This window comes from Azospira sp. APE16 (assembly GCF_047901315.1).
GTDB lineage: Bacteria > Pseudomonadota > Gammaproteobacteria > Burkholderiales > Rhodocyclaceae > Azospira > Azospira oryzae.
Map to the genome: position 1 here is coordinate 2,265,773 of NZ_CP179682.1, position 25,216 is coordinate 2,290,988.

General features: G+C 68.1%; 22 protein-coding genes. 6 read left to right on the forward strand and 16 right to left on the reverse strand.

The genetic code is table 11. The features are described 5' to 3' along the window. Positions 1-126 precede the first annotated feature (126 nt). The gene (locus tag ACLSSQ_RS10855; RefSeq protein ID WP_416242673.1) at positions 127-1,431 is read right to left on the reverse strand and encodes an MFS transporter; all 1,305 of its coding nucleotides are present in this window, start codon (positions 1,429-1,431) and stop codon (positions 127-129) included. 218 nt (positions 1,432-1,649) lie between these two features. Between ACLSSQ_RS10855 and ACLSSQ_RS10860 the strand changes: the two genes are divergently transcribed. Together ACLSSQ_RS10860 and ACLSSQ_RS10865 are read left to right on the forward strand one after the other, a co-directional pair. After that, complete coding sequence (locus tag ACLSSQ_RS10860; RefSeq protein ID WP_014237241.1) at positions 1,650-2,435, forward strand: AraC family transcriptional regulator; 786 nt, start codon at positions 1,650-1,652, stop codon at positions 2,433-2,435. A gap of 125 nt (positions 2,436-2,560) precedes the next feature. After that, positions 2,561-2,809, forward strand: coding sequence for a hypothetical protein (locus tag ACLSSQ_RS10865; protein ID WP_014237240.1), 249 nt, complete (start codon positions 2,561-2,563; stop codon positions 2,807-2,809). Between the two features lie 78 nt (positions 2,810-2,887). Here ACLSSQ_RS10865 and ACLSSQ_RS10870 read toward each other — a convergent pair whose 3' ends face one another. The 4 genes from ACLSSQ_RS10870 to ACLSSQ_RS10885 form a co-directional block, all read right to left on the reverse strand. Further along, positions 2,888-3,445 (reverse strand): flavin reductase family protein, encoded by a 558-nt coding sequence (locus ACLSSQ_RS10870; protein ID WP_416242674.1) that lies wholly within the window; start codon positions 3,443-3,445, stop codon positions 2,888-2,890. 34 nt (positions 3,446-3,479) lie between these two features. Next, positions 3,480-4,286 (reverse strand): DUF1684 domain-containing protein, encoded by an 807-nt coding sequence (locus ACLSSQ_RS10875; protein ID WP_416242675.1) that lies wholly within the window; start codon positions 4,284-4,286, stop codon positions 3,480-3,482. 67 nt (positions 4,287-4,353) lie between these two features. Continuing rightward, a complete protein-coding gene (locus ACLSSQ_RS10880; protein ID WP_014237237.1) occupies positions 4,354-4,992 on the reverse strand; it encodes a methyltransferase domain-containing protein in 639 nt (212 codons plus the stop codon). Between the two features lie 83 nt (positions 4,993-5,075). Next, positions 5,076-6,116 carry a patatin-like phospholipase family protein gene (locus ACLSSQ_RS10885; RefSeq protein ID WP_014237236.1) on the reverse strand — a complete coding sequence of 347 codons (1,041 nt, stop codon included), beginning with the start codon at positions 6,114-6,116 and terminating at the stop codon, positions 5,076-5,078. A gap of 147 nt (positions 6,117-6,263) precedes the next feature. Between ACLSSQ_RS10885 and gpmI the strand changes: the two genes are divergently transcribed. Both gpmI and ACLSSQ_RS10895 read left to right on the forward strand, forming a co-directional pair. Next, positions 6,264-7,904: a 2,3-bisphosphoglycerate-independent phosphoglycerate mutase gene (gene gpmI / locus ACLSSQ_RS10890; protein ID WP_416242676.1), complete on the forward strand. Its 1,641-nt coding sequence runs from the start codon at positions 6,264-6,266 to the stop codon at positions 7,902-7,904. A 113-nt stretch (positions 7,905-8,017) separates the two neighbouring features. Next, positions 8,018-8,872: an HDOD domain-containing protein gene (locus ACLSSQ_RS10895; RefSeq protein ID WP_416242677.1), complete on the forward strand. Its 855-nt coding sequence runs from the start codon at positions 8,018-8,020 to the stop codon at positions 8,870-8,872. 206 nt (positions 8,873-9,078) lie between these two features. Here the strand turns inward: ACLSSQ_RS10895 and ACLSSQ_RS10900 are convergent, their stop codons facing one another. The 9 genes from ACLSSQ_RS10900 to ACLSSQ_RS10940 form a co-directional block, all read right to left on the reverse strand. After that, complete coding sequence (locus tag ACLSSQ_RS10900; protein ID WP_416242678.1) at positions 9,079-9,504, reverse strand: organic hydroperoxide resistance protein; 426 nt, start codon at positions 9,502-9,504, stop codon at positions 9,079-9,081. 170 nt (positions 9,505-9,674) lie between these two features. Continuing rightward, positions 9,675-10,142, reverse strand: coding sequence for a MarR family winged helix-turn-helix transcriptional regulator (locus ACLSSQ_RS10905; RefSeq protein WP_416242679.1), 468 nt, complete (start codon positions 10,140-10,142; stop codon positions 9,675-9,677). Between the two features lie 46 nt (positions 10,143-10,188). Continuing rightward, entirely contained in the window at positions 10,189-10,545 is a 357-nt protein-coding gene (locus tag ACLSSQ_RS10910) for a DUF3325 domain-containing protein (protein WP_014237231.1), read from the reverse strand. Beyond that, positions 10,542-12,050, reverse strand: a complete 1,509-nt coding sequence (locus tag ACLSSQ_RS10915) for a PepSY-associated TM helix domain-containing protein (protein WP_416242680.1) — start codon at positions 12,048-12,050, stop codon at positions 10,542-10,544. The genes ACLSSQ_RS10910 and ACLSSQ_RS10915 overlap by 4 nt, the downstream gene beginning before the upstream one ends. Next, positions 12,047-12,328, reverse strand: a complete 282-nt coding sequence (locus ACLSSQ_RS10920) for an iron transporter (RefSeq protein WP_165397437.1) — start codon at positions 12,326-12,328, stop codon at positions 12,047-12,049. Before ACLSSQ_RS10920 ends, ACLSSQ_RS10915 begins: the two co-directional genes overlap by 4 nt. A gap of 71 nt (positions 12,329-12,399) precedes the next feature. Next, the gene (locus ACLSSQ_RS10925; protein WP_416242681.1) at positions 12,400-13,365 is read right to left on the reverse strand and encodes an alpha/beta hydrolase; all 966 of its coding nucleotides are present in this window, start codon (positions 13,363-13,365) and stop codon (positions 12,400-12,402) included. Positions 13,366-13,426: 61 nt separating this feature from the next. Continuing rightward, positions 13,427-15,847, reverse strand: a complete 2,421-nt coding sequence (locus ACLSSQ_RS10930; RefSeq protein WP_416242682.1) for a TonB-dependent siderophore receptor — start codon at positions 15,845-15,847, stop codon at positions 13,427-13,429. A gap of 102 nt (positions 15,848-15,949) precedes the next feature. Further along, positions 15,950-16,885 (reverse strand): FecR family protein, encoded by a 936-nt coding sequence (locus ACLSSQ_RS10935; protein WP_014237226.1) that lies wholly within the window; start codon positions 16,883-16,885, stop codon positions 15,950-15,952. Further along, a complete protein-coding gene (locus ACLSSQ_RS10940; RefSeq protein WP_416242683.1) occupies positions 16,872-17,387 on the reverse strand; it encodes a sigma-70 family RNA polymerase sigma factor in 516 nt (171 codons plus the stop codon). Before ACLSSQ_RS10940 ends, ACLSSQ_RS10935 begins: the two co-directional genes overlap by 14 nt. A gap of 264 nt (positions 17,388-17,651) precedes the next feature. Here ACLSSQ_RS10940 and ACLSSQ_RS10945 point away from each other — a divergent pair, with 264 nt between their 5' ends. Further along, entirely contained in the window at positions 17,652-19,700 is a 2,049-nt protein-coding gene (locus tag ACLSSQ_RS10945) for an ATP-binding protein (protein WP_416242684.1), read from the forward strand. A gap of 146 nt (positions 19,701-19,846) precedes the next feature. Here ACLSSQ_RS10945 and ACLSSQ_RS10950 read toward each other — a convergent pair whose 3' ends face one another. Further along, positions 19,847-20,263: a YkgJ family cysteine cluster protein gene (locus tag ACLSSQ_RS10950; protein WP_014237223.1), complete on the reverse strand. Its 417-nt coding sequence runs from the start codon at positions 20,261-20,263 to the stop codon at positions 19,847-19,849. A gap of 375 nt (positions 20,264-20,638) precedes the next feature. On the opposite strand from ACLSSQ_RS10950, the gene ACLSSQ_RS10955 reads away from it, so the two are divergent. Further along, positions 20,639-22,501 (forward strand): hypothetical protein, encoded by a 1,863-nt coding sequence (locus tag ACLSSQ_RS10955; RefSeq protein ID WP_416242685.1) that lies wholly within the window; start codon positions 20,639-20,641, stop codon positions 22,499-22,501. Positions 22,502-22,578: 77 nt separating this feature from the next. Here the strand turns inward: ACLSSQ_RS10955 and clpB are convergent, their stop codons facing one another. Then, on the reverse strand, positions 22,579-25,164 hold the full coding sequence (gene clpB / locus ACLSSQ_RS10960) for an ATP-dependent chaperone ClpB (protein WP_416242686.1): 2,586 nt from the start codon (positions 25,162-25,164) through the stop codon (positions 22,579-22,581). Positions 25,165-25,216 lie beyond the last annotated feature (52 nt).

Consider the following 25,216-nt stretch of genomic DNA (forward strand, 5'->3'; position numbering starts at 1 on the left):
CAGGCCAAGATGGCCGTCCCTTCTGCCGTTCCGGCCAGGCCTCTGAACCGGGCCTGGCCAGTCACACAACAGCCCCATCCCTGCGATGACCGCTGAGGCCTCTGTGGCCCGGCGACTCCAGTTTTTTCAAACCTGGCGCCGCCCCACCCCCAGAGCCGTCAGCACGGCGATGGACTGGAGGATGGCCACCCCCACCAGCACGCTGGCGAAATGGCCGGCATCGAGCATGGGCCCGAACAGCAGGGGCGACAGGGCCAGCCCCGTATCCAGCCCCGAATAGACGAAACCGTAGACCCGGCCGAAAGCCTGCTGGCCGAAACGGGCCGCCGCCGCCCGGCGCACCAGCAGGTCCCGGGAAGGGCCAGCCAGGCCGTTGCAAAAGCCGATGCAGGCCATCAGCAGCGGCACCAGGGCACCAGGCACGGCACCGCTGGCCAGCAACAGGGCCAGCAGGGCCGCCGTGGACAGGATCAGGGCGATGCGCCGGTCGTGGGCCATGGCCTTGCCGGCGAGAAAGCCGCCCAGGGCCATGCCGCCGGCCCCGCCCAGGAGAAAGGCGGTGATGGCGCTGGCCGCCAGGCCCACGGAAAGACCATAAACCTGCTGCAGCACCGGCGAGCCGAAATTCTGGAAGGCGCCGAAGGCGGTGGTGGTAAACAGGAAGAAGCCAAAGCACAGCCACACGGGGCCGCAGCCAAGGAAGGCGAAGGGGGAGCCGGCAGCCCCGTCGTGCCGGCTTGCTCCATGGGGCGGATCGGCCAGCAGATGGCGGAAGCAGACCAGCAGGCCGAGGGCCAGCAGGGCCACCGCGCCGGCGCCCAGGGCGGCGCCGCGCCAGCCGGCCAGGGCCGCGATGCCGGTGAGGAAGGCCGGTGCCGCCGCCCAGCCCAGGTTGCCGGAAAGGCCGTGAATGGAGAAGGCATGGCCCAGGCGGGCCGCGGAAACATGGCGGTTGAGCAGGGTGAAGTCCGCCGGATGGAACACCGCATTGCCCAGCCCCGCCAGGCCGGCAGCCAGAAACAGGCCGGCATAGCTGTGGGCCAGGGCCAAAGCCACGCCGGCGGCCGCCAGGCAGGAGACGCCGAAGAACAGCACCCGCCGCTCCCCCAGCCGGTCCACGGCGAAGCCGGCCAGGGCCTGGCCGATGCCGGAAACGACGAAGAAGAGGGTCATGGTGGCCCCCACCTGGGTGAAGCTGAGGCCGAACTCCTGCATCAGCCAGGGAAAGAGGGGCGCCAGCAGGAGATGGAAGAAATGGGAGACGCCGTGAGCGAAGCCCACCACGCTGATGGTGGCGTATTCGCGCCGGCGCTGCAGTCTGGCGGTCTCGCCTGCTTCAGCGCCGGCAGGGGCGGCAGTCGTGTCGGTGACGGCGGCAGCGAGCGCCACAGGTTCGGGGGATGCCACGGCGGCGTTGCTATCGGTACCCATGGGCCCGGCTCCTGATGATGGAAAACAGGCTGGCATGCTAACCCTCCCGCCCCCTGGCAGAAATGCGCCAGACGGACAATAATTATCGTAATCCGGCCAGCCGTACTGCTGACCGTACCGCCCCGGGCCGGCGCTGGCCCGGCCCCAGCACCAACCCGCTCCGGCCCGATTCCAGCCGGCAGATGCCGCCCCCAACCCGCTCCCTCCGGAAGACGCCCATGCCCGCCGCCCAGCCGCGCCTGCCCTACGATCCCTGGCCCCGCCGGCCCCCCAGCGCCGCCGAGCCGGTCACGGTGAACCTGCGCAAGGCGCCGGCCGACGTGGAAATCCCCTGGCACAGCCACGACTGGGCCCAGCTGGCCTACCCCATCGCCGGCACCATCCGCCTGGCCACCGCCGACATGGCCTGGATCGTGCCGCCCCTGCGGGCCATCTGGATTCCGCCCCAGGTGGCCCACACCGTGGTCATGCTGGGCCAGGTGGAGCTGCGCACCCTCTACGTGGATGCGGCGGCGGCCCCCCTGCCCCTGGATTCCTGCCGGGTGGTGGAGATCTCCGACGTCATGCGGGCCCTGAGCGAGGCCCTGGCTGCCAGCCCTGCCCCCGCCGAACCCCGGCGCGGCCTGATGACGGCCCTGCTGGTGGAGGAGATGCGCCAGGCCAAGCCCCTCTCCCTGGGCCTGCCCCTGCCCCGGGACCGGCGCCTGATGGCCCTCTGCCAGGCCCTGCTCGACCAGCCCGCGGCGGACCTCAGCCTGGAGGCCTGGGCCGCCCGGGTCGGCGCCAGCAGCCGCACCCTGGCCCGCCTCTTCCAGAAGGAGCTGGCCATGCCCTTCGGCGCCTGGCGCCAGCAGCTGCGCCTGTCCCGGGCCGCCGCCCTGGTGGCCCAGGGCCGCAGCCTGGGGGCGGTGGCGGCGGAACTGGGCTACGCCAGCCCCAGCGCCTTCTCTGCCATGTTCAAGCGGGCTTTCGGCCAGTCGCCGCGGCAGTTTTTCCGCCAGTAGCTGCGGCTCCTGTTACACACTGTATCAACCTGGATCAAATGCCTGGCCTAAACTTGTTGCATTGCAACATTCAACAGGCGCAGAATCGACCTCATCCCGAAGCCGTATCGCCTGAGGAGCCAGCCATGAACGCCATTGAACGCCAACAACTGACCTCCCTCCTGCAGCGACTGAGTCATGTGCAGTCGCAGCAAACCGAGGTGGAAATCGAATCCGTCATCCGCGAGGCCTGCGCCGGCCAGCCCGAGGTGGCCCGCCTCCTGGCCCAGCAGGTCCTGGGCCTGGGCAACACCGCCCACGCCCCCTGCTTCCACTGCGCCCCGCCCGAAGGCAGCTACGCCTTCGAAGCCGCCGGCATCCCCCACCAGCACTGAGCCGGAGCCGCCCCCAGCGGCGGCTCTTCGCCCCTTCGCTTCCCTTCTCCCGGCCCCGCCCAGGGGCCGCGCCGGGCCTTAGGCCGGCACTTCCAGGCTGTCGCCGGTGAGGAAGAACTGCCCGCCCGCCACGTAATGCAGGGTGCGCAGTTCCTCCGCCGCGAACAGCCAGCGGCCGTCCCGGAAGGCCCGGTCATCGGCCCAGGCCGCCACCACCTCGGCCAGGAAAAGGTCGTAGGCCTGCTGGTTGTGAGCTTCCGGCAGCACCCGGCATTCCAGCCAGGCGGCACAGCCCTCCACCAGGGGCGCCCCCACCTTTTCCGCCGGCGCCGTGGCCAGCCCCAGGCGCGCGAACTTGTCCCCGTCGCGGCCGCTGCAAGAACCCACGGCCACCACCGCCCCGGCCAGGGCCCGGCCGGGAATGCCCAGCACGAATTCACCGGAGCCTTCCACCAGGCCCCGGGTATGGGCGCCCTTGTCGATCACCACCGCCACCTTGGGCGGCGAAAAATCCAGGGGCATGGCCCAGGAGGCCGCCATGACGTTGCGGCGTCCCTGGTTGGCGCTGCTGACCAGGGTCACGGGGCCGTGGTTGAGCAGCTTGTAGGCCTGGGACAGGGGAACGGCGACACGCATCTTTTTCTCTCCAAGCAGGATGGCTACGGGAGCCTCAGTGGCCGCCCCGGTATTTCAGTTCGCCGGCCTCGACGGCAAAGCCCAGCCAGTTCTCCGGCGGCGGCAGGGGGCAGGTGGCGAAGGGGGTGAAGGCGCAGGGCGGGTTGTAGGCCCGGTTGAAGTCCAGCAGCACCTTGCCGTCCTGAGGCGGCGGGCAGCGCAGGAAACGGCCGGCGCCGTAGGTCAGGCGGCCGCTGCCGGCATCGCGGAAAACGAAGAAGACGCCCTCCTCTCCCGTTTCCATGGGCAGCAGGGCCACCGTCTGCCCGGCGTGGTCGAACACCGCCCGGTGCCGCACCGTCACCGCCTTCAGTTCGCCGGTCACCGTCGGCACTTCCATGGTGACAGGCTCGGCAAGGGTTTCCCAGGCGGCCTCGATGGACCAGGCCGGCGTATAGGGCAGGCACTCCAGCCCGGCGAAGGGCCGCTTCGCCTGCCACTCCAGATCCCGCAGGCGCACCGCCAGACGGCCTTCCCGCTCGATGATGAAAAACTGGTAGGTGCCGCTGCGCACCGGCGTCGGCTCCCCCTGGGCATCGGTCTGCAGGGCCTGGACCCCGCCGCCGGCGGGCTCCCAAGTGATGCTGGTGCCCTGCCAGCGCAGCAGCCCCAGGCGCTCCGGACCGTCGGGCAGGCGCACCAGGCAGTCGGCGCCGGCACCCACGGCGTTGTCGCCGGGTTCCAGCCAGATGAGGCCGATCAGGCCGGGCCAGCCTTGCGGCGCATCCAGTTCGGCCAGGCGGCGCTGGCACCAGCGCTGGTGCCGGGCCGCCGGGGAAGCATCGGTGGGATCAGCTGTCATGGGGCAGGCTCCTCAAAGAAAAACGGCCCGATGCCGGGAAGCATCGGGCCCTTGGGCACAAGGTGGGTCAATCCTTCCGGCACACCGCGTAGCAGGCCATGATGCCCTGGGGGGCGCCGTAGTTCTGGGGATTGGTATCGCCGATACCTTCCTTGGCGGAGAGGTTGATATGGAAATCCCCCTCCACCCAGGTGAAGCCGCTGGATTCATGAATGCGGCGCAGGGCGGCGGGCGAATAACGGAAGTTGTCTTCCGGGCTGGGATGGTAGGGAAAGAGGAAGGGCGCCGAATTGATCAGGTAGCCGCCCTTCTTGACGATCTTGTAGAGGGCGTCGGAAACCTTGTAGGGATTCTCCACATGCTCGAACACCGACACCATGATCACGGTGTTGAAGGTGTCCGCATATTTTTCCGGCAGTTGCTCGATGTAGGGGTCCCCGTACTCCGGGTTGGCGATGACGTAGGCCGGGTCGATGAAGGTCCAGGGACGCTCGATCCGCACATAGCGGTCGTTCTGCACCGGGTGGGGCACCTTGATGGACCACTTGTGGCCGTCCAGGTCCAGATCCAGGGCCAGGGCCTTGGCCATGGAGATATCGTAGTCGGCGATGCTGGGAGCGATCAGCCCCCCGGCATCCAGCAATGGGCCCTGCAGGCCGTAGCGTGCGTGAAGGGTGCGGATCAGGTCGATATCTTTTTTGAACATGGCGTCTCGCGGAAAGGATGGGGACATGAACGGCTGACGGCCCCTATTCTAGCCTTGCCGCCCCGGCACCGGCATAGGCAAGCCTAGAGGCGGAAGCGCCGGGCCAAATCGAAGGAGTTGCGTACCCCGATGTCGCCGCTGTGGGCCCTGAGCCAGTCTTCGGCGGCGGCGTAGCCCAGGTCGTGGAGCTTTAGCAGGAAGGGCCAGTCGGCCGCCACCTTGGTTTCGGAGCCGAACTGGTGCAGCAGGTCGGCCGCCTCGATGAGATGGAAATGGGTCTGCAGGATGCGTTTTTCCAGCCCCCCCGCCTCCAGGCCCAGGCGCTCGGAGAAGTCGATGACGTTGGCGAAGAGCAGCATTTCCCGCAGCACGCTGGTGTTGAAGGCCAGCTCCATGGCCCGGGCGCGGATTTCCTCCACCGTGGTCGGCACCTCGCCGTAGGTGGGCGGCGCCAGCAGCACCAGCAGGATTTCCGGACTGTCGCATTCGTAGAACAGGGGGAACACCGCCGGGTTGGCAGAATAGCCGCCGTCCCAGTAGGGCTCGCCGTCGATTTCCACGGCGTGGTGGATCATGGGCAGGCAGGCCGAGGCCAGGGCCGCCTCCACGCTCAGTTCGGCGTTGCGGAACAGGCGCAGCTTGCCGGTGTTGGCGTTGGTGGCGGCGAGGAACAGGCGCACCGGGCTGTGCCGGCGCAGGCCCTCGAAATCCACCCGCTCCTTGAGCAGCTGGCGCAGGGGATTGAAGTTGAGGGGATTCAACTGGTAGGGCGAAAGGTACTGGGTCCAGTTGAGCATCATGCGGGTGGCCGGCATCAGGGCCAGGCCTTCGCCGCCCTGCACCGGCATGGAGAGATCCAGAGGCACACTGTCGGCGATGGCCTGCCAGAACTCTTCCAGGGCCAGGCGGGCCCACTGGGGACCGCCCTTCATCAGGCCGTCGGCCAGCACCAGGGCGTTCATGGCGCCGGCGCTGGTGCCGCTGATGCCGTCGAAGCCGTAGCGCCCGTCCGCCAGCAGGCAGTCGAGCACACCCCAGCTGTAGGCGCCGTGGGCGCCGCCGCCCTGGAGCGCCAGATTGAGGGCCAAACCCGTGCTGCCTGCTGCCGTCTGCTGAACTGCCATGTCTGCTCCTCGGATTGACTGATGGGTTCCCGGCTAGGATACTTCGCCCGGCGCCGCGGCGGCGCATCTTGCCGCTTTTTGACGGGCGCCCTCGGCGGGGCCGCAGCCTTGCCGACCTTTCCCGAATCGCTCTGCCAGGATTTCCCCATGCTGCAAAAGCTCTCCTCCTTCCCCGGCGTGCCCGGTCCCGTGGTCATCATCGTCATGGACGGCTACGGCCTGCCCAAGACCGACGTCGGCAGCGCCATCGCCGCCGCCAGGAAGCCCACCCTGGACAAGCTCTTCGCCACTTGCCCGAACATCCGCCTGAAGGCCCACGGCACCGCCGTCGGCATGCCGTCGGACGACGACATGGGCAATTCCGAAGTGGGCCACAACGCCATCGGCGCCGGCCAGGTGTACGCCCAGGGCGCCGCCCTGGTGGCGGGCGCCATCGCCGACGGCAGCATCTGGCAGGGCCAGGCCTGGCAGGAGATCGTCGCCGGGGCCAAGGCCGGTCGTGGTGTGCTGCACTTCATCGGCCTATTCTCCGACGGCAACGTGCACAGCCACATCGACCACCTCAAGGCCATGGTGCTCCAGGCCAAGGCCGAAGGCGTCAAGACGGTGCGCATCCACGCCCTGCTGGACGGCCGCGACGTGCCCGAGACCAGCGCCCTGGAATACGTGGAGCCCTTCGAGGCTTTCCTGGCGGAGATTTCCGACCCATCCTTCGACGCCCGCATCGCCTCCGGCGGCGGCCGCCAGGTCATCACCATGGACCGCTACGAGGCCAACTGGGCCCTGGTGGAAGCCGGCTGGAAGACCCACGTGCTGGGCCAGGGCGAGCAGTTCGCCAGCACCGCGGAAGCGGTCAAGGCCCTGCGCCAGCGCCATCCCGGCACCATCGACCAGGACCTGCCGCCTTTCGTCATCGGCGCCAATGGCCAGCCCGTCGGCACCATCGAGGACGGCGACGCCGTGGTCTTCTACAACTTCCGCGGCGACCGGGCCATCGAAATCACCCGGGCCTTCGAGGAGGCGGATTTCGACAAGTTCGACCGCGTCCGCACGCCCAAGGTCACCTACGCCGGCATGCTGCAGTACGACGGCGACCTGCAGCTGCCCAAGCGCTTCCTGGTGGCCCCGCCGGCCATCAAGGACACCATGGGCGAGTGGTTCGCCAAGAGCGGCGTGACCCAGTTCGCCTGCTCCGAAACCCAGAAATTCGGCCACGTCACCTACTTCTGGAACGGCAACCGCTCCGGCAAGTTCGAGGGCGAGACCTACCAGGAAGTGCCCAGCGACGTGGTGCCCTTCGAGCAGCGGCCCTGGATGAAATCCGCCGAGATCGCCGACGCCATGATCGCCGCCCTGAAGAGCGGCCAGTACAAGACCCTGCGCTGCAACTTCGCCAACGGCGACATGGTGGGCCACACCGGCAACTTCCGCGCCGCCACCCTCTCCGTCGAGGCGGTGGACCTGGCCCTGGAGCGCATCCTGCCGGTGATCGACGCCATGGGCGGGGTGGCCCTGATCACCGCCGACCACGGCAACGCCGACGAGATGTTCGAGCTGGACAAGAAGACCAAGCAGCCCCAGCTCAATGCGGACGGCTCCTTCAAGGCCAAGACCGCCCACACCCTCAACCCGGTGCCGCTGATCCTTTACGACAACGTCAGCGGCGGCAAGCTGGCCCTGAAGCAGACGGAAAGCGCCGGTCTCTCCAACATCGCCGCCACCGTGGCCAACCTGCTGGGCTACGAAAAGCACGCCAAGTGGGACGAGAGCCTGCTGCAAATCCGCTGATCCCACGGCATCGACGCAACAAGGAAACGGCGGCCCCAGGGCCGCCGTTTTGCATTGGCCCTTCTTGACGCAGCGGCTGGACGCCCCGTGGCACAGGGGTATGATGCTGGGCCATGGACAAGCTCGAAGTCTTCAACACCCTGGCAGCCGGGGTCGGCCACGGCGAACTCGCCTTTCCCACCAGCGCCCAGGTGGCCATCAAGGTACGGCAGGCCTTGGACGATCCGGAATGCCACATCGAAGCTGCCGCCCATCTGGTGCAGGCCGAGCCCCTGCTGGCGGCCCGGGTGGTGGCCATGGCCAACTCGGTCACCTACAACCGCGCCGGCAATCCCGTCACCGACGTGCGCACCGCCGTCGCCCGCCTGGGCTTTCGCACCGTGCGCGCCCTGGCCATGGCCCTCATCACCCGCCAGCTGTCCGGCAGCCCCAGCGACCCCGCCTTGCAGACCATGGCCGCCCAGCTGTGGCAACACACGGCCCATGTGGCCGCCCTGGCCCACGTCATCGCCCGCCGGGTGACCAAGGTGGATGGGGAAACGGCCATGTTCGCCGGCATCGTGCACGAGGTCGGCGGCTTCTACCTGCTGTCCCAGGCCAAGCGCCAGCCCGGCCTGCTGGATGGGGATTTCGACGCCTGGATGGAAGGCGGCGAAATGATCCTGGGCCGAGCCGTACTGCAGGTGCTGGAAGTGCCGGCACCGGTGCAAGAAGCCATCGAGGCCTACTGGGACGGCTTCCTCGCCATCCCGCCCCACTCCCTCGGCGACACCCTGCTGCTGGCCGAGGAACTGTGCCCCGTGCCCTCGCCCCTGCACCGCTTCAACAGCCGCGGCGCAGCCACGGGCGGTACCGACATGGGCGCCGGCGCCAATCTGGACATGGTGCTGGGGGAGGAAACCCTGAGCGGCATCCTGGCCGAAGCGGCGGAAGAAGTGGGCTCCCTCACCGGCGCCCTGCAGTTCTGACGACTTTCCAGCCGCCGGCAACATAGCGCCCCCATTCCCCCATCCTCTGGAAGCCGCACCCGGCGGACTTCCCAGCCATGCCATGCCGGAGATCGCCTATCCGCGAGCCTCTCCGGCCACCCCATCCAAGCGGCCATGAAAAAGCCGCCGACGGCCAGGCCGCGGCGGCTGCTTTGCTGCGGCGGCAACGCCGCCCCGCGAGACCCTCAGACCAGGGTCAGGGTGACGTCGATATTGCCCCGGGTGGCGTTGGAATAGGGGCAAACCTGATGGGCCTTGGCCACCAGGTCCTCGGCCGCCTGCCGCTCCAGGCCCGGCAGGGCGATGCGCAGTTCCACCTCGATGCCGAAACCGGCGGGGATGACGCCGATGCCCACCAGGCCCTCGATGCTGGCCTGGGCCGGGAAGGCGATCTTGTCCCGGGCGGCAACGAATTTCATGGCGCCCATGAAGCAGGCCGAATAGCCGGCGGCGAAAAGCTGCTCCGGATTGGTGCCGGCACCGCCGGCCCCGCCCAGCTCCTTGGGCGTACTCAGGGACACCTCCAGATGGCCGTCGGCGCCGACGGCACGGCCGTCACGGCCGCCGGTGACTTGGGCCTGGGCCCGGTACAGCACTTTTTCGATCGACATGGTCTTTCTCCTAGAAAAGTGGGAACTGCCTGCGACGACTTCGGAACGGTCCGGGCGCATCGCCGCCCATGAAAATATCAAGCATCGCTATTGAATCGCGCGCTATATATTTGCCGGAAGAAAAGGGCCGCGAGGCCCTCTTGTGCCGGCGCTTTACGCCTAGCCAACCTTCAACCATAGGCCTGCAGCCGCCGGCGCAGGTCGTCCAGTTCGCCCTTGAGCCGGCCCAGTTCGTCGGTGGAACAGGCGGCGGCGCAGAGCATGGCGGCGGGCACGGCCTCGGCCTGGCGACGCAGATCCCGCCCCGCCTGGCTCAGGCTCACCACCACCTGGCGCTCGTCGCTGGCGGCCCGGCTGCGGCTGAGCAGGCCCGCCGTCTCCAGGCGCTTCAAGAGGGGCGTCAGGGTGGCCGAATCCAGGCCCAGGGGCTCGCCGATCTCGGACACGGTGAGGCCGTCCCGCTCCCACAGCACCAGCATCACCAGATACTGGGGATAGGTCAGGCCCAGGGGGCCCAACACCTTGCGATAGACCTTCTGCATGGCCAGGGTGGTGGCATACAGGCTGAAGCAGAACTGGTTCTGCAGCAGCAGGGAGGCCGGGCTTGGCGCGGTGGCGTTGTTGGGCTTGTCATCCATGGCGCCCATATTAAATAGCGCGCTATTTAATTGCAAGCACTTTTTATTACCCTCCGGACGCCAGGCTCCCCAGCCAGGCCAGCACCGTCAGCACGGCCAGGGCGCCGCCCCGGGTGCACCAGGGCGGCCGCCAGGCCAGCAGGAACACCAGGCCGGTGGCCGCAGCGGAGAGCAGGCCGATCCACAGCACCACGCCCTGGGCCGCGCCCCAGCCCGCAAGGCAGGGCGCCAGGGCCAGCAGGCAGCCGCTCCAGCCGGCCAGGCGCAGGACCCGGCCCCGCCCCGGCGTCAGGGGATGGTGGTAGCGCTGCCGGTAGTGGCGGGCCATGCCCAGGCACAGGCCCAGCATGCCCAGATAGGCCAGGCCGAGACTGGCGGCGGCGTGCAACCAGGAAATGTTCATGCTGCCTCCTTGGCCGCTGCGGCGGCAAAACGGCGGCTCACCCGCCATCCCAGATAGACCAGGGCCAGGCCGCCGACGAGAGCGGTCAAATCCACCCCCAGGCGCATGGCATCCAGCAGCCCCGGGGCGCCGGCCACGTCGCACAGAGGCAGCAGGGCCCAGGCCAGGCCGGCGGCGTAGAGCTGCCCGCGCCAGGCCGCGCCGGGGGGACGCAGGCCGGCATGGACCAGGGTCAGGGCCCACACGGCGAAGAAGGCGCCGATCTCCCAGGCCGCCCGCTCCGCCAGGTCCGCCGGCAGCAGCCGGTTGGCCCAGAGGAAGGCGGCGCTGGCCAGCATCACTCCGGCCACGGTGGCCACGTTGAGGCTTTCAATGGCGCCATAGACCCGGGCCGTGGCGGCCCCGAATTCATGGCCGGGACGCTTGCGCCGTTTGATGGTGAACAGCACCAGCCCCACCGCCATCATGGCGGTGCCGGCCAGGCCGGAGAGGAAATACAGCCACTGGGCCGGATAGCCGCCGAAATGGACCAGGTGCAGCCCCACCTGGGTGCGGAAGGCGTAGGCCACCGGGTTCCACTCGGTCTGCCGCCCCAGTTCCCAGCCGCTCACCGCGGCGAAGGTGATGTGGTCGGCCACGGCGCCGAGGCGGTCGTCCAGATGGCGCATGAACTGCACCGTGGCTTCCCGGTCGCCGGGGGCGCGGATGCCGATCCAGCCCACATGGCCGGCGCCCAGCACCGTCTCCGCCTCCTGCAGCAGGGGCGCCAGGGACGGCAGGGGCGCCGCCACGCCCGCCGGCCGGCGCTCGAAGCTGCGCACCACGTCGCCCCGGGGGCCGCCGGCCTTGCCGTCGTAGAAATGGTAGGTGGCGGCGGGCAGGTAGCTGTCCACCAGGATCACCACGCCGGTATAGGTGATGAGCAGGAGAAAGGGCAGGCCGAGGACGCCGAGGACGTTATGGGCGTCCAGCCAGCTGCGCTGGGCCGAAGACTGGGGGCGGAAGGTGAAGAAGTCCTGGAAGATTTTCTTGTGCACCACGATGCCGTTGATCAGGGCCGCCAGCATCACCAGCCCCACCAAACAGACCACGGCCCGCCCCACCTTGCCCGCATCCAGTTCGGCGTGGAAGTGGGTGAAGAAATGGCCCCCTTCCGTGGCCCGCACCGGCAGCACCTCGCCGCTTAGCGGATGCAGGACTTCCTCCCGGGTCTGCTCCCGGCTGCCCCAGACGATGCCCACCGCCGGCTGGCGGGACGAGGGCATCTGCACGCGCCAGATGGGCGCCCCCTCCCCCACCTGACGCAGGCGCGCCTCGGCCACCGCCAGGGCCCGGGCCGGCTCGGCCGGGGCATGGCGGATTTCCGGGCGCATCCAGTGGCTGATCTCCGGCTCGAACACGGCCAGGGTGCCGGTAAAGAAAATGGGCACCAGCAGCCAGCCGAAGAGGAGACCGCTCCAGGTGTGCAGCCAGGACATGGACTGGGTGAACGTGGGGGCCTTCATGACAGCACCTTTCCCAGGTAGCCGAGGCCGGCCAGCAGGGCCGCCAGGGCCAGCAGCCAACCCCAGGCCCGGGCGGCGCTGGAGGCGGCAAAGGCCCACAGCAGGGCCAGCAGCAGGGGGACGGGCAGGATCTGGCCCATGAGGAACCACAGGCTGACCCGGGCCAGGGGCAGCCACACCCCCAGGGCGAAGACCAGGGCCCAGGCGGCCGCGTAGCCCCCCAGGCCGGCCGCCAGAACGCGGCTCAGGACCTGGGTCCAGGATTGGTAGATACGCATGGCAATGCATCCGAAAAGGGACCAGGGGCCCCGGTTGGCGAAGGAAAGGGCGAACACGGCAATGGGCGGCCTCAGGGCGCCATGGCCTCGGGATCGCCGAGGAAGGCCAGGGCCCGGGTCAGGGAGGGCAGGATCACCGAGCCGTGGTTCTCCCCGGCCAGCACCTCGTAGCGCACCGGCCCGGCCAGGCGGGCGCCGCCGGCCAGCCACAAGCCCATCTCCCGGGCGTCGGTGACCATGGGGCGGCTGGCCAGGAGGCGGGCCCGGGGCGAATCCGGGTTGTCGCTGGGCGGATCGTCCTCCCGGGCGCCGACGGTGATCAGCACCTGGGCCTGGCGGCGGGCGCCGGCGGCCAGTTGCTCCCGCTCCAGGCGCAGGTAGCGGTCGCCGTACCAGACCGAGGGACTGGCGGCGACGTAGGTGTGGAAGGCCTGGGGCCGGGTGAACAGCACGTGCAGGGCGAACAGGCCGCCGTAGGAATGGCCGAACAGGCCCTGGCGCGCCGGATCCACCGGGAACTCGGCGGCGATGAGGGGCTTCAGCTCCTCCTCGATGAAGGCCAGGAAGCGGTCGGCACCACCCTGACGCTCGCCGCCCCGCTCGGATTTGGGCCGGCCGGGCGGCAGGGGCGGCGTGTAGTCGTCGGCCCGGGCCGTCACCGCCTCGTCGGCGGACCCCGGATAGCCGATGGCCACCACCAGGGTGGGCGGCACGCCAGTGACGGCGGCACGCTCGGCCATGCGCCGAGCCACCACCGACAGGGTGGGAAAGGCCGTATTGCCGTCCAGGGCGTAGAGCACCGGGAAGCCGGCGGCAGGGGCGGCCCCGGCCGGCTTGGCGACGAAAATCCGGTAGGTACGGCCGGTATGGCGGGACGTCACGTCCCGCTGCAGGGACTGGGGCAGTTCCACCGGACGCCAGGCGGCCTCGTCGCGAGCCAGGGCCGGGCTGCCGCCCAGGGGCAGCAGGGGCACCAGCAGCAGGCCCAGGAGAAGGCCGCGGCCCAGGCGCAGGGACAACAAGCTCATAGATTGCATGGATGCCTCGAAAAAAAGAGCCCCCGGCCATTGCCACGGCCCGGGGGCGGGAGGAACGGACTCAGAAGTCCACCGAGGCCGACAGGCTGACGCTGCGGGGCGCGCCGATGGTGGCCATGGAATAGCTGTCGGAGAAGCTGCCGGAGAAGTAGTTCTTGTCGAAGACGTTGTTCACGTTGGCGCGGAACACCACCTTCTGCTCGGCCACCCGGGTCGTGTAGCGGGCGCCCAGGTCCAGGATGGTCCAGGCCGGCAGCTGGTGGGTGTTGGCTGCGTTCAGGTAGAACTTGCCGTTGTAGGTCAGGCGGCCGGTCAGGGTCAGGCCGTTCACCCAGGGCGTATCCCATTCGGAGCCCAGGGTGGCCTGCCACTCGGGCACGCCGATGGCGGTGTTGCCGTCATAGGTGCCGTTCTGGGTGCGGGTCAGCTCCGCCTTGGTATAGGTGGCACCGCCCAGCAGGCGCACATTGCGGCTCACCTCGCCGAAGGTGTTCCACTCGATGCCGCGGTGGCGGCGTTCCTGGCCGTCAGTGTAGGCATTGCCCACCTTCATCATGCCCGGCTTGGTCAGTTCGAAGAGGGAGACGGTGTTGGCAAACTTGCCCGCTTCCCACTTCACCCCCACTTCCTTCTGCTCGGTCTTGTAGGGGGCGAAGGTATGACCGTAGTTGGTGGCGGTAACGTCGGTGACCGTGTCGCCCTTGCTCAGGCCTTCGATGTAGTTGCCGTAGAGGGACACCGGTGCCGCCCAGGGCTTCACCACCAGGCCGACGGAGGGCGTCACGGTGCTCTTGTCGTAGCTGGAGGTCTGCACCCCGGTGGTGCCGTTGAAGTTGCGGGTGCGCACCCGCTGGTCCCGCAGGCCCAGGGTCAGCAGCACCTTCTCGTCGAGAAAGGAGAGGGTGTCGGCAATGGCCAGGCTGGTCAGGGTGGTTTCGCCGGTCTTGCGCGCGCTACGGGGCAAGGTGCCGACGTTGGCCGCCGCCGGGTTGTAGATGTTGGAGGCGAAGCTGGTGCCGGACTTGGTCAGGGAACCGCTTTCCTGCAGCAGGCCGGAGGTGCTCACCACCACGTCGTGGCCCACGTCGCCGGTCTTGAAGCGGCCCTTGAGGCCGATCTCGGAAGCGACGGAATCGCTGAAGCCGTACTGGCCGGTGAGCACCCCGGTGAAATTGCCGTTGGCCTGGATGTTGCGGGCGTGGGTGCCGTTGATGAAGCCCCAGTAGTCGTAATGCTGGGTGCCCAGGGAGCCGTAGACGGAAAGCTTGTCGTTGATCTCGTAGTCGGCCCGCAGCATCAGGCCCATGTTCTCCAGGGTGCCGTAGGCGCCGGGGAACAGGTTCTGCTTGGCATCGGGCGCGCTGAGGGGGGACGGCAGGGAATCGGCGAACCAGTAGGCGGAGGCCGGCGTGCCGCCCTTCATTTCCTCCTTGCTGTAGTAGAAGTCGCCGGACAGCACCAGGGCCTCGCCCCGGTAATCGGCGCCAACGGAGAGGAAGTCCCGCTTCTTTTGCTGGCCGTCGGTGGTGGTGTCCCCTTCCCGGTGGGCTGCATTGACCCGCAGGCCAATCTGCTTGGTGGGGCCGAAGCGGCGGCCCAGGTCCAGATGGGTGCCGATCTGGGAATCGGAGGTGTAGTCCACGGTCACCCGGGTCAGGGGATCGTCCGCCGCCCGCTTGGTCACCAGGTTCACCACGCCGCCGACACCGCCGCCGGGAGGCATGCCGGTGAACATGGCGCCGGGGCCCTTCAGCACTTCCACCCGCTCCAGGAACTCCACCGGCACGTGGCCCTGGGGCGTCATGCCGAAGAGGCCGTTTACCGACAGGTCGCCGGCGAAAACGTCGAAGCCGCGCAGGCGGAAGTTCTCGTAGAGGTGGCCGGCGGAAACGGTGTAACGGGCGGAGGGCTCGTTGGCCAGCACGTCGGCCACGGTGCGGGCCTGCTGGTTTTCCACCACGTCGGCGGTATAGGCGGTGATGCTGAAGGGCGTGTCCATCACGTCCCGGTTACCCAGCATGCCCAGGCGGGCGCCCCGGGCCACCTGGCCACCGGCGTAGGGGGCCGGCAGGGAGAGATAATCGCCGCTGGCGGTGACCTTCACTTCCGGCAGGGCAGCCTCGCTGCGGGCCGGCAGGCGGCGCAGGGTGTAGGTGCCGTCGCTGCCGGGCACGGCTTCCAGGCCGCTGCCGGCGAGGAGTTTGACCAGGGCCGCATCGGGGGCAAACCAGCCGTCCAGGGCCGGGGCGGTCTTGCCGGCCACCAGGCTGGCATCCACCCCCAGCAGCAGGCCGGTCTTGGCCGCCAGCTGGGACAGAGCCTGGCCCAGGGGCTGGGCCGGCTGTTGCAGGTGGATGCCGGCCTTGCCGGCGGCCGGGTCGGCCCACAGGGGCCCGGCACAGCAGAGGGCGAGGGCCAGGGCGGTGAGACGGAAGGCGGGCCGGGCCTGTCGGCGGCCGGGGCGCTGGGCTGGTTGGGACATGCAGACTCCTGAAAAGACGGTCGAAAAAAAGTGGCTTTCACTTTCCATGACCGGCGAGAAACGGAATCGGGCAGTCCCCAGGCAAAATATTTTTAATAATTTTCAGGTACGGACCCGGATCAGCCAGCGGGAGTGGCGCTCCACCCGCAGGGGCAGCACCTCGGCCAGCAGGCGCAGGGCCTTGTCCACATCGTCCGCCGGCAGGGCGCCGGTAAAGCGCAGGCGGGCCAGATCGTCGCCGCTGGCGTGCAGGTGGCCGGGGAAATAGCGGTTGAGCTGGGCCAGGACCTCGTCCAGGGGAGCGTTGTCGAAAATCAGGCGGTGCCGCTCCCAGCTGTCGGCCGCCGGTGCCGCCGCCAGGGGCTCGGCCGTGCCGCCCGGCCCCAGGCGCAGGGCCTGGCCCGGCCCTAGGGTGACGCTGGCGCCGCCGCGGGCGGCCCGCACGGCGACGGAGGATTCGATGACGCTGACCAGGGTGCCGTCGCCGCTGCGATCCACCACATAGCGGGTGCCCAGGGCCTGGGCCGTGCCCTCCTCGCTCACCACCCGGAAGGGGCGGCCCGCCGGATCGTGGGCGACCTGGGCCAGGACCCGCCCGGCCAGGAGGCGCACCCGGCGCTCCGTGCCGGAAAAATCCAGATCCACGGCGGAACCGCTGTCCAGGGTCAGGCGGGAGCCGTCCGTCAGGGTCAGTTGCCGCACCTCGCCGATGCCGCTGCGCTCGTCCGCCAGCCAGTGCTGGCCGTGACCCAGGAACAGCAGACAGAGGCCGAGCAGGGAGGCGGCCCCCAGCAGCAGCGGCCGGCGGGCCGGGGCGGCCCGGGGCAGGGGCTGTTCCAGGGCGTCCCACATCAGGCGGATCTGGCGGAAGGTCTCCTGGTGACGGGGGTCGGCCCGCAGCCAGGCCTGGAAGTCCCGCTGCGCCTCGCCGCCGGCACCGCCCTCCCCCGTCTCCTCCAGTTCGTCGGCCAGGCGTACCACCCAGGCAGCCGCGGCCTCCCTGATGGCGGCCAGTTCCTCCCGCTCACAGGTGGCCATAGAGCCTCCCGTGGCAATGGGCCAGGGCCTTGGCCAGATACTGCTTGACGCTGCTTTCGGAGACCTGCAGCTCGGCGGCGATAGCGGCGTAGGAAAGGCCTTCCAGCCGGGCCAGGAGGAAGGCGCGGCGCGGATTTTCCTCCAGTTCCTCGGAGAGCATGAGCAGCACCTGGCGTAGCAGCTGGCGCATGGCGACGATGTGTTCGGGGCTGGGCTCGCTGTCCGGCTCCAGGAGCAGGACCAGGGCCTGCAGGGTTTCCCGCTCCACCCGGGAGCGCTGGTGCAGGTTGATCAGCAGGCGGTTGGCCGTCACCAGCAGGTAGGCGCGGGGCTCCCGCAGGGCCGGCATTTCCGGCAGGGCCAGCAGCTTGAGGAAGGTGTCCTGGGCCAGGTCGGCGGCGTGGTCGCGGCAGCCCGTCTTCTTTCTCAGCCAGCCGAACAGCCAGCCGTGATGGGACCGGTAGAGATGGTCGACAGATTCGGTCGAAGAAGCGACGTGCATGCAGGAACTCCGCGGGAAAGCCAGGTGGACGGAAAACGTGGCTGGCGCGGAGTAAGGCACTCACTGCTGGCTAGATGCGAATTATTCTCAAATATGTAGCAAGATGCAAGCGCCGCCCGGGGGGCCGACTCCCGCCGCCATCGGGGCCGGGGCATCGGCGGCACCTGGCACCGTCCCTCCCCGCCTCTTGTTCGGAAGGCATCCAGGCCCCAGAATAAACCGACGTCATCAGCCACCGCGTCACTCACCGGGACCCCACCAGCCATGAATGCTCCAGCCAAGATTCCCGCCGTCGAGGCCCCGGGCGCCGACATGCCGCGCTGGCTGCCCCATGCCCTGGTGGCCCTGATCATCGCCACCCTGGTGGTGTCCCTGGCCGCCATGGCCATCTGGGAGGAGCGCATCCGCTATCGGGAGCGGGCCGAGGTGGCGACCCAGAACGTCTCCCACATGCTGGACCTGCACCTGAGCAGCGTCTTCGACAAGATCGACGTGGTGCTGCAATCGACGGTGGCCCAGTACCAGGAGCAGCTGGCCGGCGGCAAGGTGCGGCCCCTGGAACTGAAGCTCTATCTGGAACGGCAGCAGGCCCTGGTGCCCGAGATCATCAGCCTGCGCATCATCGACCGGGACGGCGTGGTGCGCTACGGTGCCGGCATTCCCGGCGGCGGCCCGGTCAACCTGGGGGACCGGGAGTACTTCCTGCGGGCCCGGGACGGCAGCGCCAGCGAACTGATCATTGCCGGTCCCCTCATGGGGCGCATTGCAAAGCAATGGGTGGTCACCCTCTCCCGCCGCATCGAGGCCCCGGACGGCACCTTCGCCGGCGTGGTCTATGCCGCCATCCCCACCGTGCATTTCGAGCGCATCCTCGCCTCCGTCAGCCTCGGCCCCCAGGGCGCGGGTTCCATCCGCACCGCCGACCTGGCCCTGGTGCACCGCTATCCGAGCACCCGCAACGCCGTCGGCAGCCGGGAGGTTTCCCAGGAGCTGCTGGACATGCTGCGCCGGCACCCGACGGACGGCCAGTACCTGGCCCGCACCAGCCTGGACGGCGTCGAACGCAACAATGCCTACCGTCGCCTGGAGTCCTACCCCTTCTACGTCATCGTCGGCATGGCCAGCCGGGACTACCTGGGCGGCTGGCAGGAGCACAGCCTGATCCTGGGCGGCCTGGCGGCCCTGGCCGTGCTGGCCATCGGCCTGGCCGCCTGGCTCATGTACCGCTCCGCCGAGCGCCTGCGGGCCGACCTGGCGGTGCGCAAACGCATCGGCACCGAGCTGGAGACCCTGCTGGAGGAACGCACCCGCCTGGCCACGGAACTGGCGGAGCGGGCCGACGAGGCGGAGGCGGCGAACCGGGCCAAGAGCACCTTCCTGGCCAAGATGAGCCACGAACTGCGCACTCCCCTCAACCACATCATGGGCTTCACCACCATCCTGCAGCGGGAAGTCCAGGGCCCCCAGGGCCAGGACCATCTGCACAAGGTGGAACAGGCCTCCCAGCGCCTCCTGGAACTGATCAACTCCATCCTCGACGTCTCCAGCATCGAGAGCGGCAAGATCACCCTGGCCCTGCGCGACTTCGGCCTGGCCGAGCTGCTGGAGGAGGCCCGCCAGGGCCTGGCCGAAGCGGCGGCGGCCAAGGACATCGGCGTCCAGGTGGTGAGCGACCCGGCCCTGCCGGCCCGCCTGCACGGCGACCCGGAGCGCATCCGCCAGGTACTCAACGGCCTGCTCGACAACGCCATCAAGTTCTCCGAACAGGGGCCGGTGATCCTGCGGGCCCACCGGGTGCCCAGCGACGACGGCAACGTGCGGGTGCGTTTCGAGGTCAGCGACCAGGGCATCGGAGTCGCCCCCGAACTGCGGGACAACCTCTTCCAGATCTTCAACCAGGGCGACAATTCCAGCACCCGCCGCTACGGCGGCGCCGGCCTCGGCCTGGCCCTGTGCAAGCGCCTGGTGGCCCTGATGCTGGGCGAGATCGGGTGCACCTCCGCCCCAGGCGACGGCAGCACCTTCTGGTTCACCCTGCCCCTGGGGGCGGTGGACGAGAACCCCGGGGTTCTCGGCGCCGGCGACTGGCAGCGGGTGCGCCACGTGCTGGCCGAACTCGAAGCCCTCCTGGCCGCCGACAACTTCCAGGCCCAGACCCTGTGGAAGCGCTACACCCCCCTGCTCCACGCCGCCCTCGGCCCCGGCGCCCGGGCCTGCGACGAGGCCATCGACAGCATCGACTTCGACACCGCCCTGCGCTGCCTGCGGGAGGCCCGCCGCGCCGTGCCCGAGCTGCGGGACCCGGCCCACTGAAATACCGCCGGGCCGGTTGCCCTCCGGCACCCTGCCCCAGGATCAAGCAAGCACGCCCATCTCCGGCATGGGTCGGCCACAATGGCCGCCCCATCTGCCTCCCCGGGCATGCCCCGGGGGAAAATCCGGCGCAAAAAAAAAGCGGGCTAGGCAGCCCGCTGTGTGTCGTCCCCGGCCGGACCCGGCGCTTCCCCGGGAATGGGCAGGCTGAAGAGGCGCTTCAGGCGCACGCATTCCGGATTGAGGCTGCCGTCCTCCAGCAGGGCCGGAAACTCCCGGCACACCGAAGGCCGGTTGTCGTAGATGCCGCAGCGATTGTCCGCCTGCAGGGCGATGCAGCGCCCCTCCCCCGACTCCGTGCCCTTCATGCAGGCGCGGAAAGGCGTCAGGGACGACGTCAGGGCTTCCGGCACATAGCCGCCGGGCTGGGTATCCAGCTCCCCGTGGTAGAAGGAAACGCGAAAGAACTTGCAGCAACAGCCGCAGCCGACGCAGGGATGGTCGTTCCCCGCCATGTCGTAGAAAACCCGGTCGTCCTCGGTGCGAATGCTGATCTGGGGCATGTCGTTCTCCCGGCCCGCCCGGGCCGGCACAAGCAAAAGATGGATGGAAATGGCCCCCGCCGCACCACCTCCGTTGCCCACCGTGGGTTGGCAACCGGACAAGAGGGCCGGGGACGGGCAGTTTAAAAAAACTCGGCGCCCTTGGTAAGCCCCCCGACACATCCGCCACATCACGACACTCGGGGCCGGCCCGCAGGCAGCAAGACGGCGATGTCTACGTCAGGCGCGGCACCACCTGCATTGGTGCATCGTCGCCGGTATCCGCCTCACTCCCACCCCCGTTCATATGCCATTACAATATCCAAACTAGATACCTGCCACAGCCAGAGCGAATCTGCTCCAGCCTGGCCATCGCCACATCCTTTGGGGGAAGACATGAAATTCCTGCAACGTTTCGGCATCGGTGCCGCCGCCCTGCTCCTGCTGGCCTGCCTGCCCGGCTGTTACAGCCATTCCCTCGACTCCCAGGGCAGGGCAAATGGGATATTTGCCCTGCCGGACGAGGTGTTGAAAGCGCACGGCATACTGAAAGAGCAGCTGGCCGGCAGCGCAAAGCAGCGCTTCGAGCAGGAATGGGAACGGCGCCTGACCCTACGGGCCCTGAGCTGCGCCAAGAATTACGATCCGTCCCGACATGCCTCCCTCGATGAGGAACGGGGAAAGCTCAACGACCGGACCTGCTTTCGCGAGCAGGATGAATCCATCGGCCAGTGGCTGGTCCTGCTGCGGGTGGGCCTCGAACTGGCAAAGCCGGCCCTGCGCCCCGTTCCCGCTGCAGCGCCCCGCTTCATCGCCAGCGAAGAAAGGCTGAACGGAGGTGCTTTTGCCCAGGAGGCCGGCGTAGCAGCCCTGGCCGGAGCGAATAGAACGCTGCAGGTGGTGGACTTAGGATCGGGCCAGCGGATTCTCAAGGACAAGCTGACCGATAACGCGAAAGTCCAGATCTCCTTCAACGGTCGGATAGTGATGAGCAACAAGGGCAGCCAGCAGATAAGCTTCCGCAACGCCGAAAACGGCGACGAGATCGGCCAGCTGTCAGGCATCTCCAATGGTGCCCTGGTCTGGCTGGACCGGGAACGAGCTGTCTATTCCCGCGAAATCAATAAGCGGCAGCGGGCCCTGCTGGTGAACTTCCGCGACGGTAGTGAAACGGAACTGCCTCACTCCAGGGTCATGGCCGCCTTCAGCGTACCCAACTCCCCAGGGCAGTACATTCTTTACACGGACAAGGGCATGTCCAAGATGGAAGTTACCAGCCGAGACGGCAACACCTCGGTTGCCATCGTCGGTGAGGACCAGCGGGCATACAACAACTGGGGGCGGGCGCCCCCCGCCCAGACCGCGGACGGCAGATTCCTCGTTGCTCCCGCGCAGGCCGGGCTGACGGTACTGGATACGGAAAGCATGAGCACCAAAGCAGTGGACCTGGGACCGGGAAGTTCGGTCCAGATGGTTGTCGCCACTGAAGACGCGGACAAGGTCATGCTGCGGCTCATCACTCCCGCCTCCGCCACCTCCAGCCCTTACCGGGACTATCTCTACACCCTCTCGGCTGGAAACCTGACCCCCCTGGAAAGCCCGGCCAGCGGTGATCTGACCTACGTGCCGGCACTCAAGGCCCTGTTGGTATTCAACAACGACCGGATCACGCGCTACGAAGCCGTGGCGGCTGGCGACCCCATTGGGGTGGACCAATTCGCTGCCGACCGGCGCATGGCCCAGATACAGCGCCAGATGGATTCCATGCAATATCCTCTCCCACCTGAATCTGGCACTTTGTCTCTCTCCCGGCCCCAGCCTCCTGCTCCGCCATCCGCCGGCTCGGCGCCAGTGTTGGCCGGTCTGCCGGGCAACGCCAGAATCGAAGCCATTGGCGTCTACCAGGGCATCCGCTCCCCCCGGCAAAGAGCGGGTGAAGTGCCGGCCATCCCGGTCCGGGTGCACAACACCGGACGCCCCCTGGTACTGGTGCTGAGTTCCTACGAATCGGTGACGTGGCAGGTACAGGCGGACGCCGGCGTAAAGATCGTTGCCGTACTGCTCAGCGGCTACAAATCATCAACTGTTCAGGGCACGGGCGATGCCCGCATCATGTCCCTGGGTACCCACTACGCCTACGAACCGACCGGAACACAGTACGAGGAGTTATCCATGGCCGTGCTGCGAACCACCGGCAGGCGTATCCACAACATGCAGGGCGCCTACGAAGGACGGGAATTCGCGATCCGCAGCAACTGAACCTTCCCCGAAAAAAAAGGCGGCACCGGATTGCCCGGTGCCGCCTTTTTCTTTGCAACCAAGGTCAATGCCGGAGCTCAGCCCTTGGCAAACCGCATCACCCCGCCCTCGTCGCAGCTGACCAGGATGGTGTCCTTGGGGCCGAAGTTGCCTTCGAGAATCTGCTTGGCCAGCGGGTTCTCGATGTGCTGCTGGATGGCCCGCTTCAGCGGGCGGGCGCCGAAGATGGGGTCGAAGCCGGCCTTGGCCAGTTCGTCCAGGGCGGAATCGGCCACCTCCAGGCGCATTTCCAGCTGGGCCACGCGCTTTTCCAGATAGCCGAGCTGGATGCGGGCGATGTTGCGGATGTTCTTCTCGTCCAGGCTGTGGAAGACCACGGCCTCGTCGATGCGGTTGATGAACTCGGGGCGGAAGTAGCTCTTCACCTCGCCCATCACCGCCAGCTTGATCAGCTGGTAATCGTCGCCGGCCATCTGCTGGATCATCTGGCTGCCCAGGTTGGAGGTCATGACGATCACGGTGTTCTTGAAGTCCACCGTGCGGCCCTGGCCGTCGGTCATGCGGCCGTCGTCCAGCACCTGCAGCAGCACGTTGAAAACGTCCGGGTGGGCCTTTTCCACCTCGTCCAGCAGGATCACGCTGTAGGGCTTGCGTCGCACCGCTTCGGTCAGGGTGCCGCCTTCCTCGTAGCCGACGTAGCCCGGAGGCGCGCCGATGAGGCGGGCCACGGAGTGCTTCTCCATGAACTCGCTCATGTCGATGCGGATCAGGTGCTCTTCGGAATCGAAGAGGAACTCGGCCAGGGCCTTGCACAGCTCGGTCTTGCCGACGCCGGTGGGGCCGAGGAAGAGGAAGGAGCCGTAGGGCCGGTTGGGGTCGCTCAAACCGGCGCGGGAGCGGCGGATGGCGTCGGACACCAGGCGCACGGCCTCGTCCTGGCCCACCACGCGCTGGTGCAGGCGATCTTCCATTTTCAAGAGCTTGTCCCGCTCGCCCTGCATCATCTTGGAGACGGGGATGCCGGTGGCCCGGCTCACCACTTCGGCGATTTCCTCGGCGCCCACCTGGGTGCGCAGCAGCTTGTTCTGCTGCTGTCCGCCTTCGCTGGCTTTCTCGGCCACCTTGAGCTGGGCTTCGAGCTGGGGCAGTTTGCCGTATTGCAGCTCGGCCACCTTTTCCAGCTTGCCTTCGCGCTGCAGCCTGGCGATCTCGGCCTTGATCTTGTCGATCTCTTCCTTGACGTGGGCGGCGCCGTGGACCTGGGCCTTCTCGGCCTTCCACACTTCTTCCAGGTCGGAATATTCCTTCTGCAGCTTGGCGATTTCGTCCTCGATCAGGCCGAAGCGCTTCTTCGAGGCTTCGTCCTTCTCCTTCTTCACCGCTTCCCGCTCGATCTTCAGCTGGATGATGCGGCGGTCCAGCTTGTCCATCACTTCCGGCTTGGAGTCGATTTCCATCTTGATGCGGGCGGCGGCCTCGTCGATGAGGTCGATGGCCTTGTCCGGCAGGAAGCGGTCGGTGATGTAGCGGTGGGAAAGTTCTGCCGCGGCGACGATGGCCGGGTCGGTGATGTCCACGCCGTGGTGCAGCTCGTACTTCTCCTGCAGGCCGCGCAGGATGGCGATGGTGGCTTCGACGGAAGGCTCGTCCACCAGCACCTTCTGGAAGCGGCGCTCCAGGGCGGCATCCTTCTCGATGTACTTGCGGTATTCGTCCAGGGTGGTGGCGCCGATACAGTGCAGCTCGCCGCGGGCCAGGGCGGGCTTCAACATGTTGCCGGCGTCGATGGCGCCCTCGGCCTTGCCGGCGCCGACCATGGTGTGGATTTCATCGATGAAGAGAATGATGCGGCCTTCATCCTTGGCGATGTCGTTGAGCACGGCCTTGAGGCGCTCCTCGAACTCGCCCCGGTATTTGGCGCCGGCCAGCAGGCCGGCCATGTCCAGCACCAGCACCTTCTTGCCCTTCAGGGTTTCCGGCACCTCGTCATTGACGATGCGCTGGGCCAGGCCCTCGACGATGGCGGTCTTGCCGACACCGGGCTCGCCGATCAGCACCGGGTTGTTCTTGGTACGGCGCTGCAAAATTTGAATGGCGCGACGGATTTCGTCGTCCCGGCCGATGACCGGGTCCAGCTTGCCCTGGGCGGCCCGCTCGGTGAGGTCCACGCAGTATTTCTTCAGGGATTCGCGCTGGCCTTCGGCCTCCTGGCTATCCACGCCCTGGCCGCCGCGCACGGCGTCGATGGCGGCTTCCAGGGATTTCTTCTCCAGGCCGTATTGCTTGGCGATGCGGGAGGTTTCACCCTTGTCGCCGGTCAGGGCCACCAGGAACATCTCGGAGGCGATGAACTGGTCGCCCCGCTTCTGGGCTTCCTTGTCGGTAAGGTTGAGCAGGTTGGTCAGGTCGCGGCCGATGGTGACGTCGCCACCGTGGCCTTCCACCTTGGGCAGGCGGGCGATGGCCTGCTCCAGGGCGGTGCGCAGGGGCGGCACGTTGACGCCGGCCCGGGCCAGCAGGGAGGCAGTGCCGCCGTCGTCCTGGTTGAGCAGGGCCAGCAGCAGGTGGGCCGGGTCGATGAACTGGTTGTCGGCGCCGATGGCCAGGCTCTGGGCGTCGGCCAGGGCCTGCTGAAATTTGGTGGTGAATTTGTCGAAGCGCATGGGAGCTCCTTTCCGATGGATTGACCGGAAGATGGGGGCACTCCCTTTGATT

What these genes read in the sequence shown, in the direction of transcription:
- gpmI (WP_416242676.1), top strand. Translation starts at nt 6,264, where the DNA reads ATGCTGCAAAAGCTCTCCTCCTTCCCCGGCGTGCCCGGTCCCGTGGTC.
- ACLSSQ_RS10855 (WP_416242673.1), bottom strand. Translation starts at nt 1,431, where the DNA reads ATGGGTACCGATAGCAACGCCGCCGTGGCATCCCCCGAACCTGTGGCG.
- ACLSSQ_RS10925 (WP_416242681.1), bottom strand. Translation starts at nt 13,365, where the DNA reads ATGCAATCTATGAGCTTGTTGTCCCTGCGCCTGGGCCGCGGCCTTCTC.
- ACLSSQ_RS10860 (WP_014237241.1), top strand. Translation starts at nt 1,650, where the DNA reads ATGCCCGCCGCCCAGCCGCGCCTGCCCTACGATCCCTGGCCCCGCCGG.
- ACLSSQ_RS10940 (WP_416242683.1), bottom strand. Translation starts at nt 17,387, where the DNA reads ATGCACGTCGCTTCTTCGACCGAATCTGTCGACCATCTCTACCGGTCC.
- ACLSSQ_RS10905 (WP_416242679.1), bottom strand. Translation starts at nt 10,142, where the DNA reads ATGGATGACAAGCCCAACAACGCCACCGCGCCAAGCCCGGCCTCCCTG.
- ACLSSQ_RS10945 (WP_416242684.1), top strand. Translation starts at nt 17,652, where the DNA reads ATGAATGCTCCAGCCAAGATTCCCGCCGTCGAGGCCCCGGGCGCCGAC.
- ACLSSQ_RS10950 (WP_014237223.1), bottom strand. Translation starts at nt 20,263, where the DNA reads ATGCCCCAGATCAGCATTCGCACCGAGGACGACCGGGTTTTCTACGAC.
- ACLSSQ_RS10935 (WP_014237226.1), bottom strand. Translation starts at nt 16,885, where the DNA reads ATGGCCACCTGTGAGCGGGAGGAACTGGCCGCCATCAGGGAGGCCGCG.
- ACLSSQ_RS10915 (WP_416242680.1), bottom strand. Translation starts at nt 12,050, where the DNA reads ATGAAGGCCCCCACGTTCACCCAGTCCATGTCCTGGCTGCACACCTGG.
- ACLSSQ_RS10875 (WP_416242675.1), bottom strand. Translation starts at nt 4,286, where the DNA reads ATGACAGCTGATCCCACCGATGCTTCCCCGGCGGCCCGGCACCAGCGC.
- ACLSSQ_RS10870 (WP_416242674.1), bottom strand. Translation starts at nt 3,445, where the DNA reads ATGCGTGTCGCCGTTCCCCTGTCCCAGGCCTACAAGCTGCTCAACCAC.
- ACLSSQ_RS10920 (WP_165397437.1), bottom strand. Translation starts at nt 12,328, where the DNA reads ATGCGTATCTACCAATCCTGGACCCAGGTCCTGAGCCGCGTTCTGGCG.
- clpB (WP_416242686.1), bottom strand. Translation starts at nt 25,164, where the DNA reads ATGCGCTTCGACAAATTCACCACCAAATTTCAGCAGGCCCTGGCCGAC.
- ACLSSQ_RS10900 (WP_416242678.1), bottom strand. Translation starts at nt 9,504, where the DNA reads ATGTCGATCGAAAAAGTGCTGTACCGGGCCCAGGCCCAAGTCACCGGC.
- ACLSSQ_RS10895 (WP_416242677.1), top strand. Translation starts at nt 8,018, where the DNA reads ATGGACAAGCTCGAAGTCTTCAACACCCTGGCAGCCGGGGTCGGCCAC.
- ACLSSQ_RS10930 (WP_416242682.1), bottom strand. Translation starts at nt 15,847, where the DNA reads ATGTCCCAACCAGCCCAGCGCCCCGGCCGCCGACAGGCCCGGCCCGCC.
- ACLSSQ_RS10865 (WP_014237240.1), top strand. Translation starts at nt 2,561, where the DNA reads ATGAACGCCATTGAACGCCAACAACTGACCTCCCTCCTGCAGCGACTG.
- ACLSSQ_RS10910 (WP_014237231.1), bottom strand. Translation starts at nt 10,545, where the DNA reads ATGAACATTTCCTGGTTGCACGCCGCCGCCAGTCTCGGCCTGGCCTAT.
- ACLSSQ_RS10880 (WP_014237237.1), bottom strand. Translation starts at nt 4,992, where the DNA reads ATGTTCAAAAAAGATATCGACCTGATCCGCACCCTTCACGCACGCTAC.
- ACLSSQ_RS10955 (WP_416242685.1), top strand. Translation starts at nt 20,639, where the DNA reads ATGAAATTCCTGCAACGTTTCGGCATCGGTGCCGCCGCCCTGCTCCTG.
- ACLSSQ_RS10885 (WP_014237236.1), bottom strand. Translation starts at nt 6,116, where the DNA reads ATGGCAGTTCAGCAGACGGCAGCAGGCAGCACGGGTTTGGCCCTCAAT.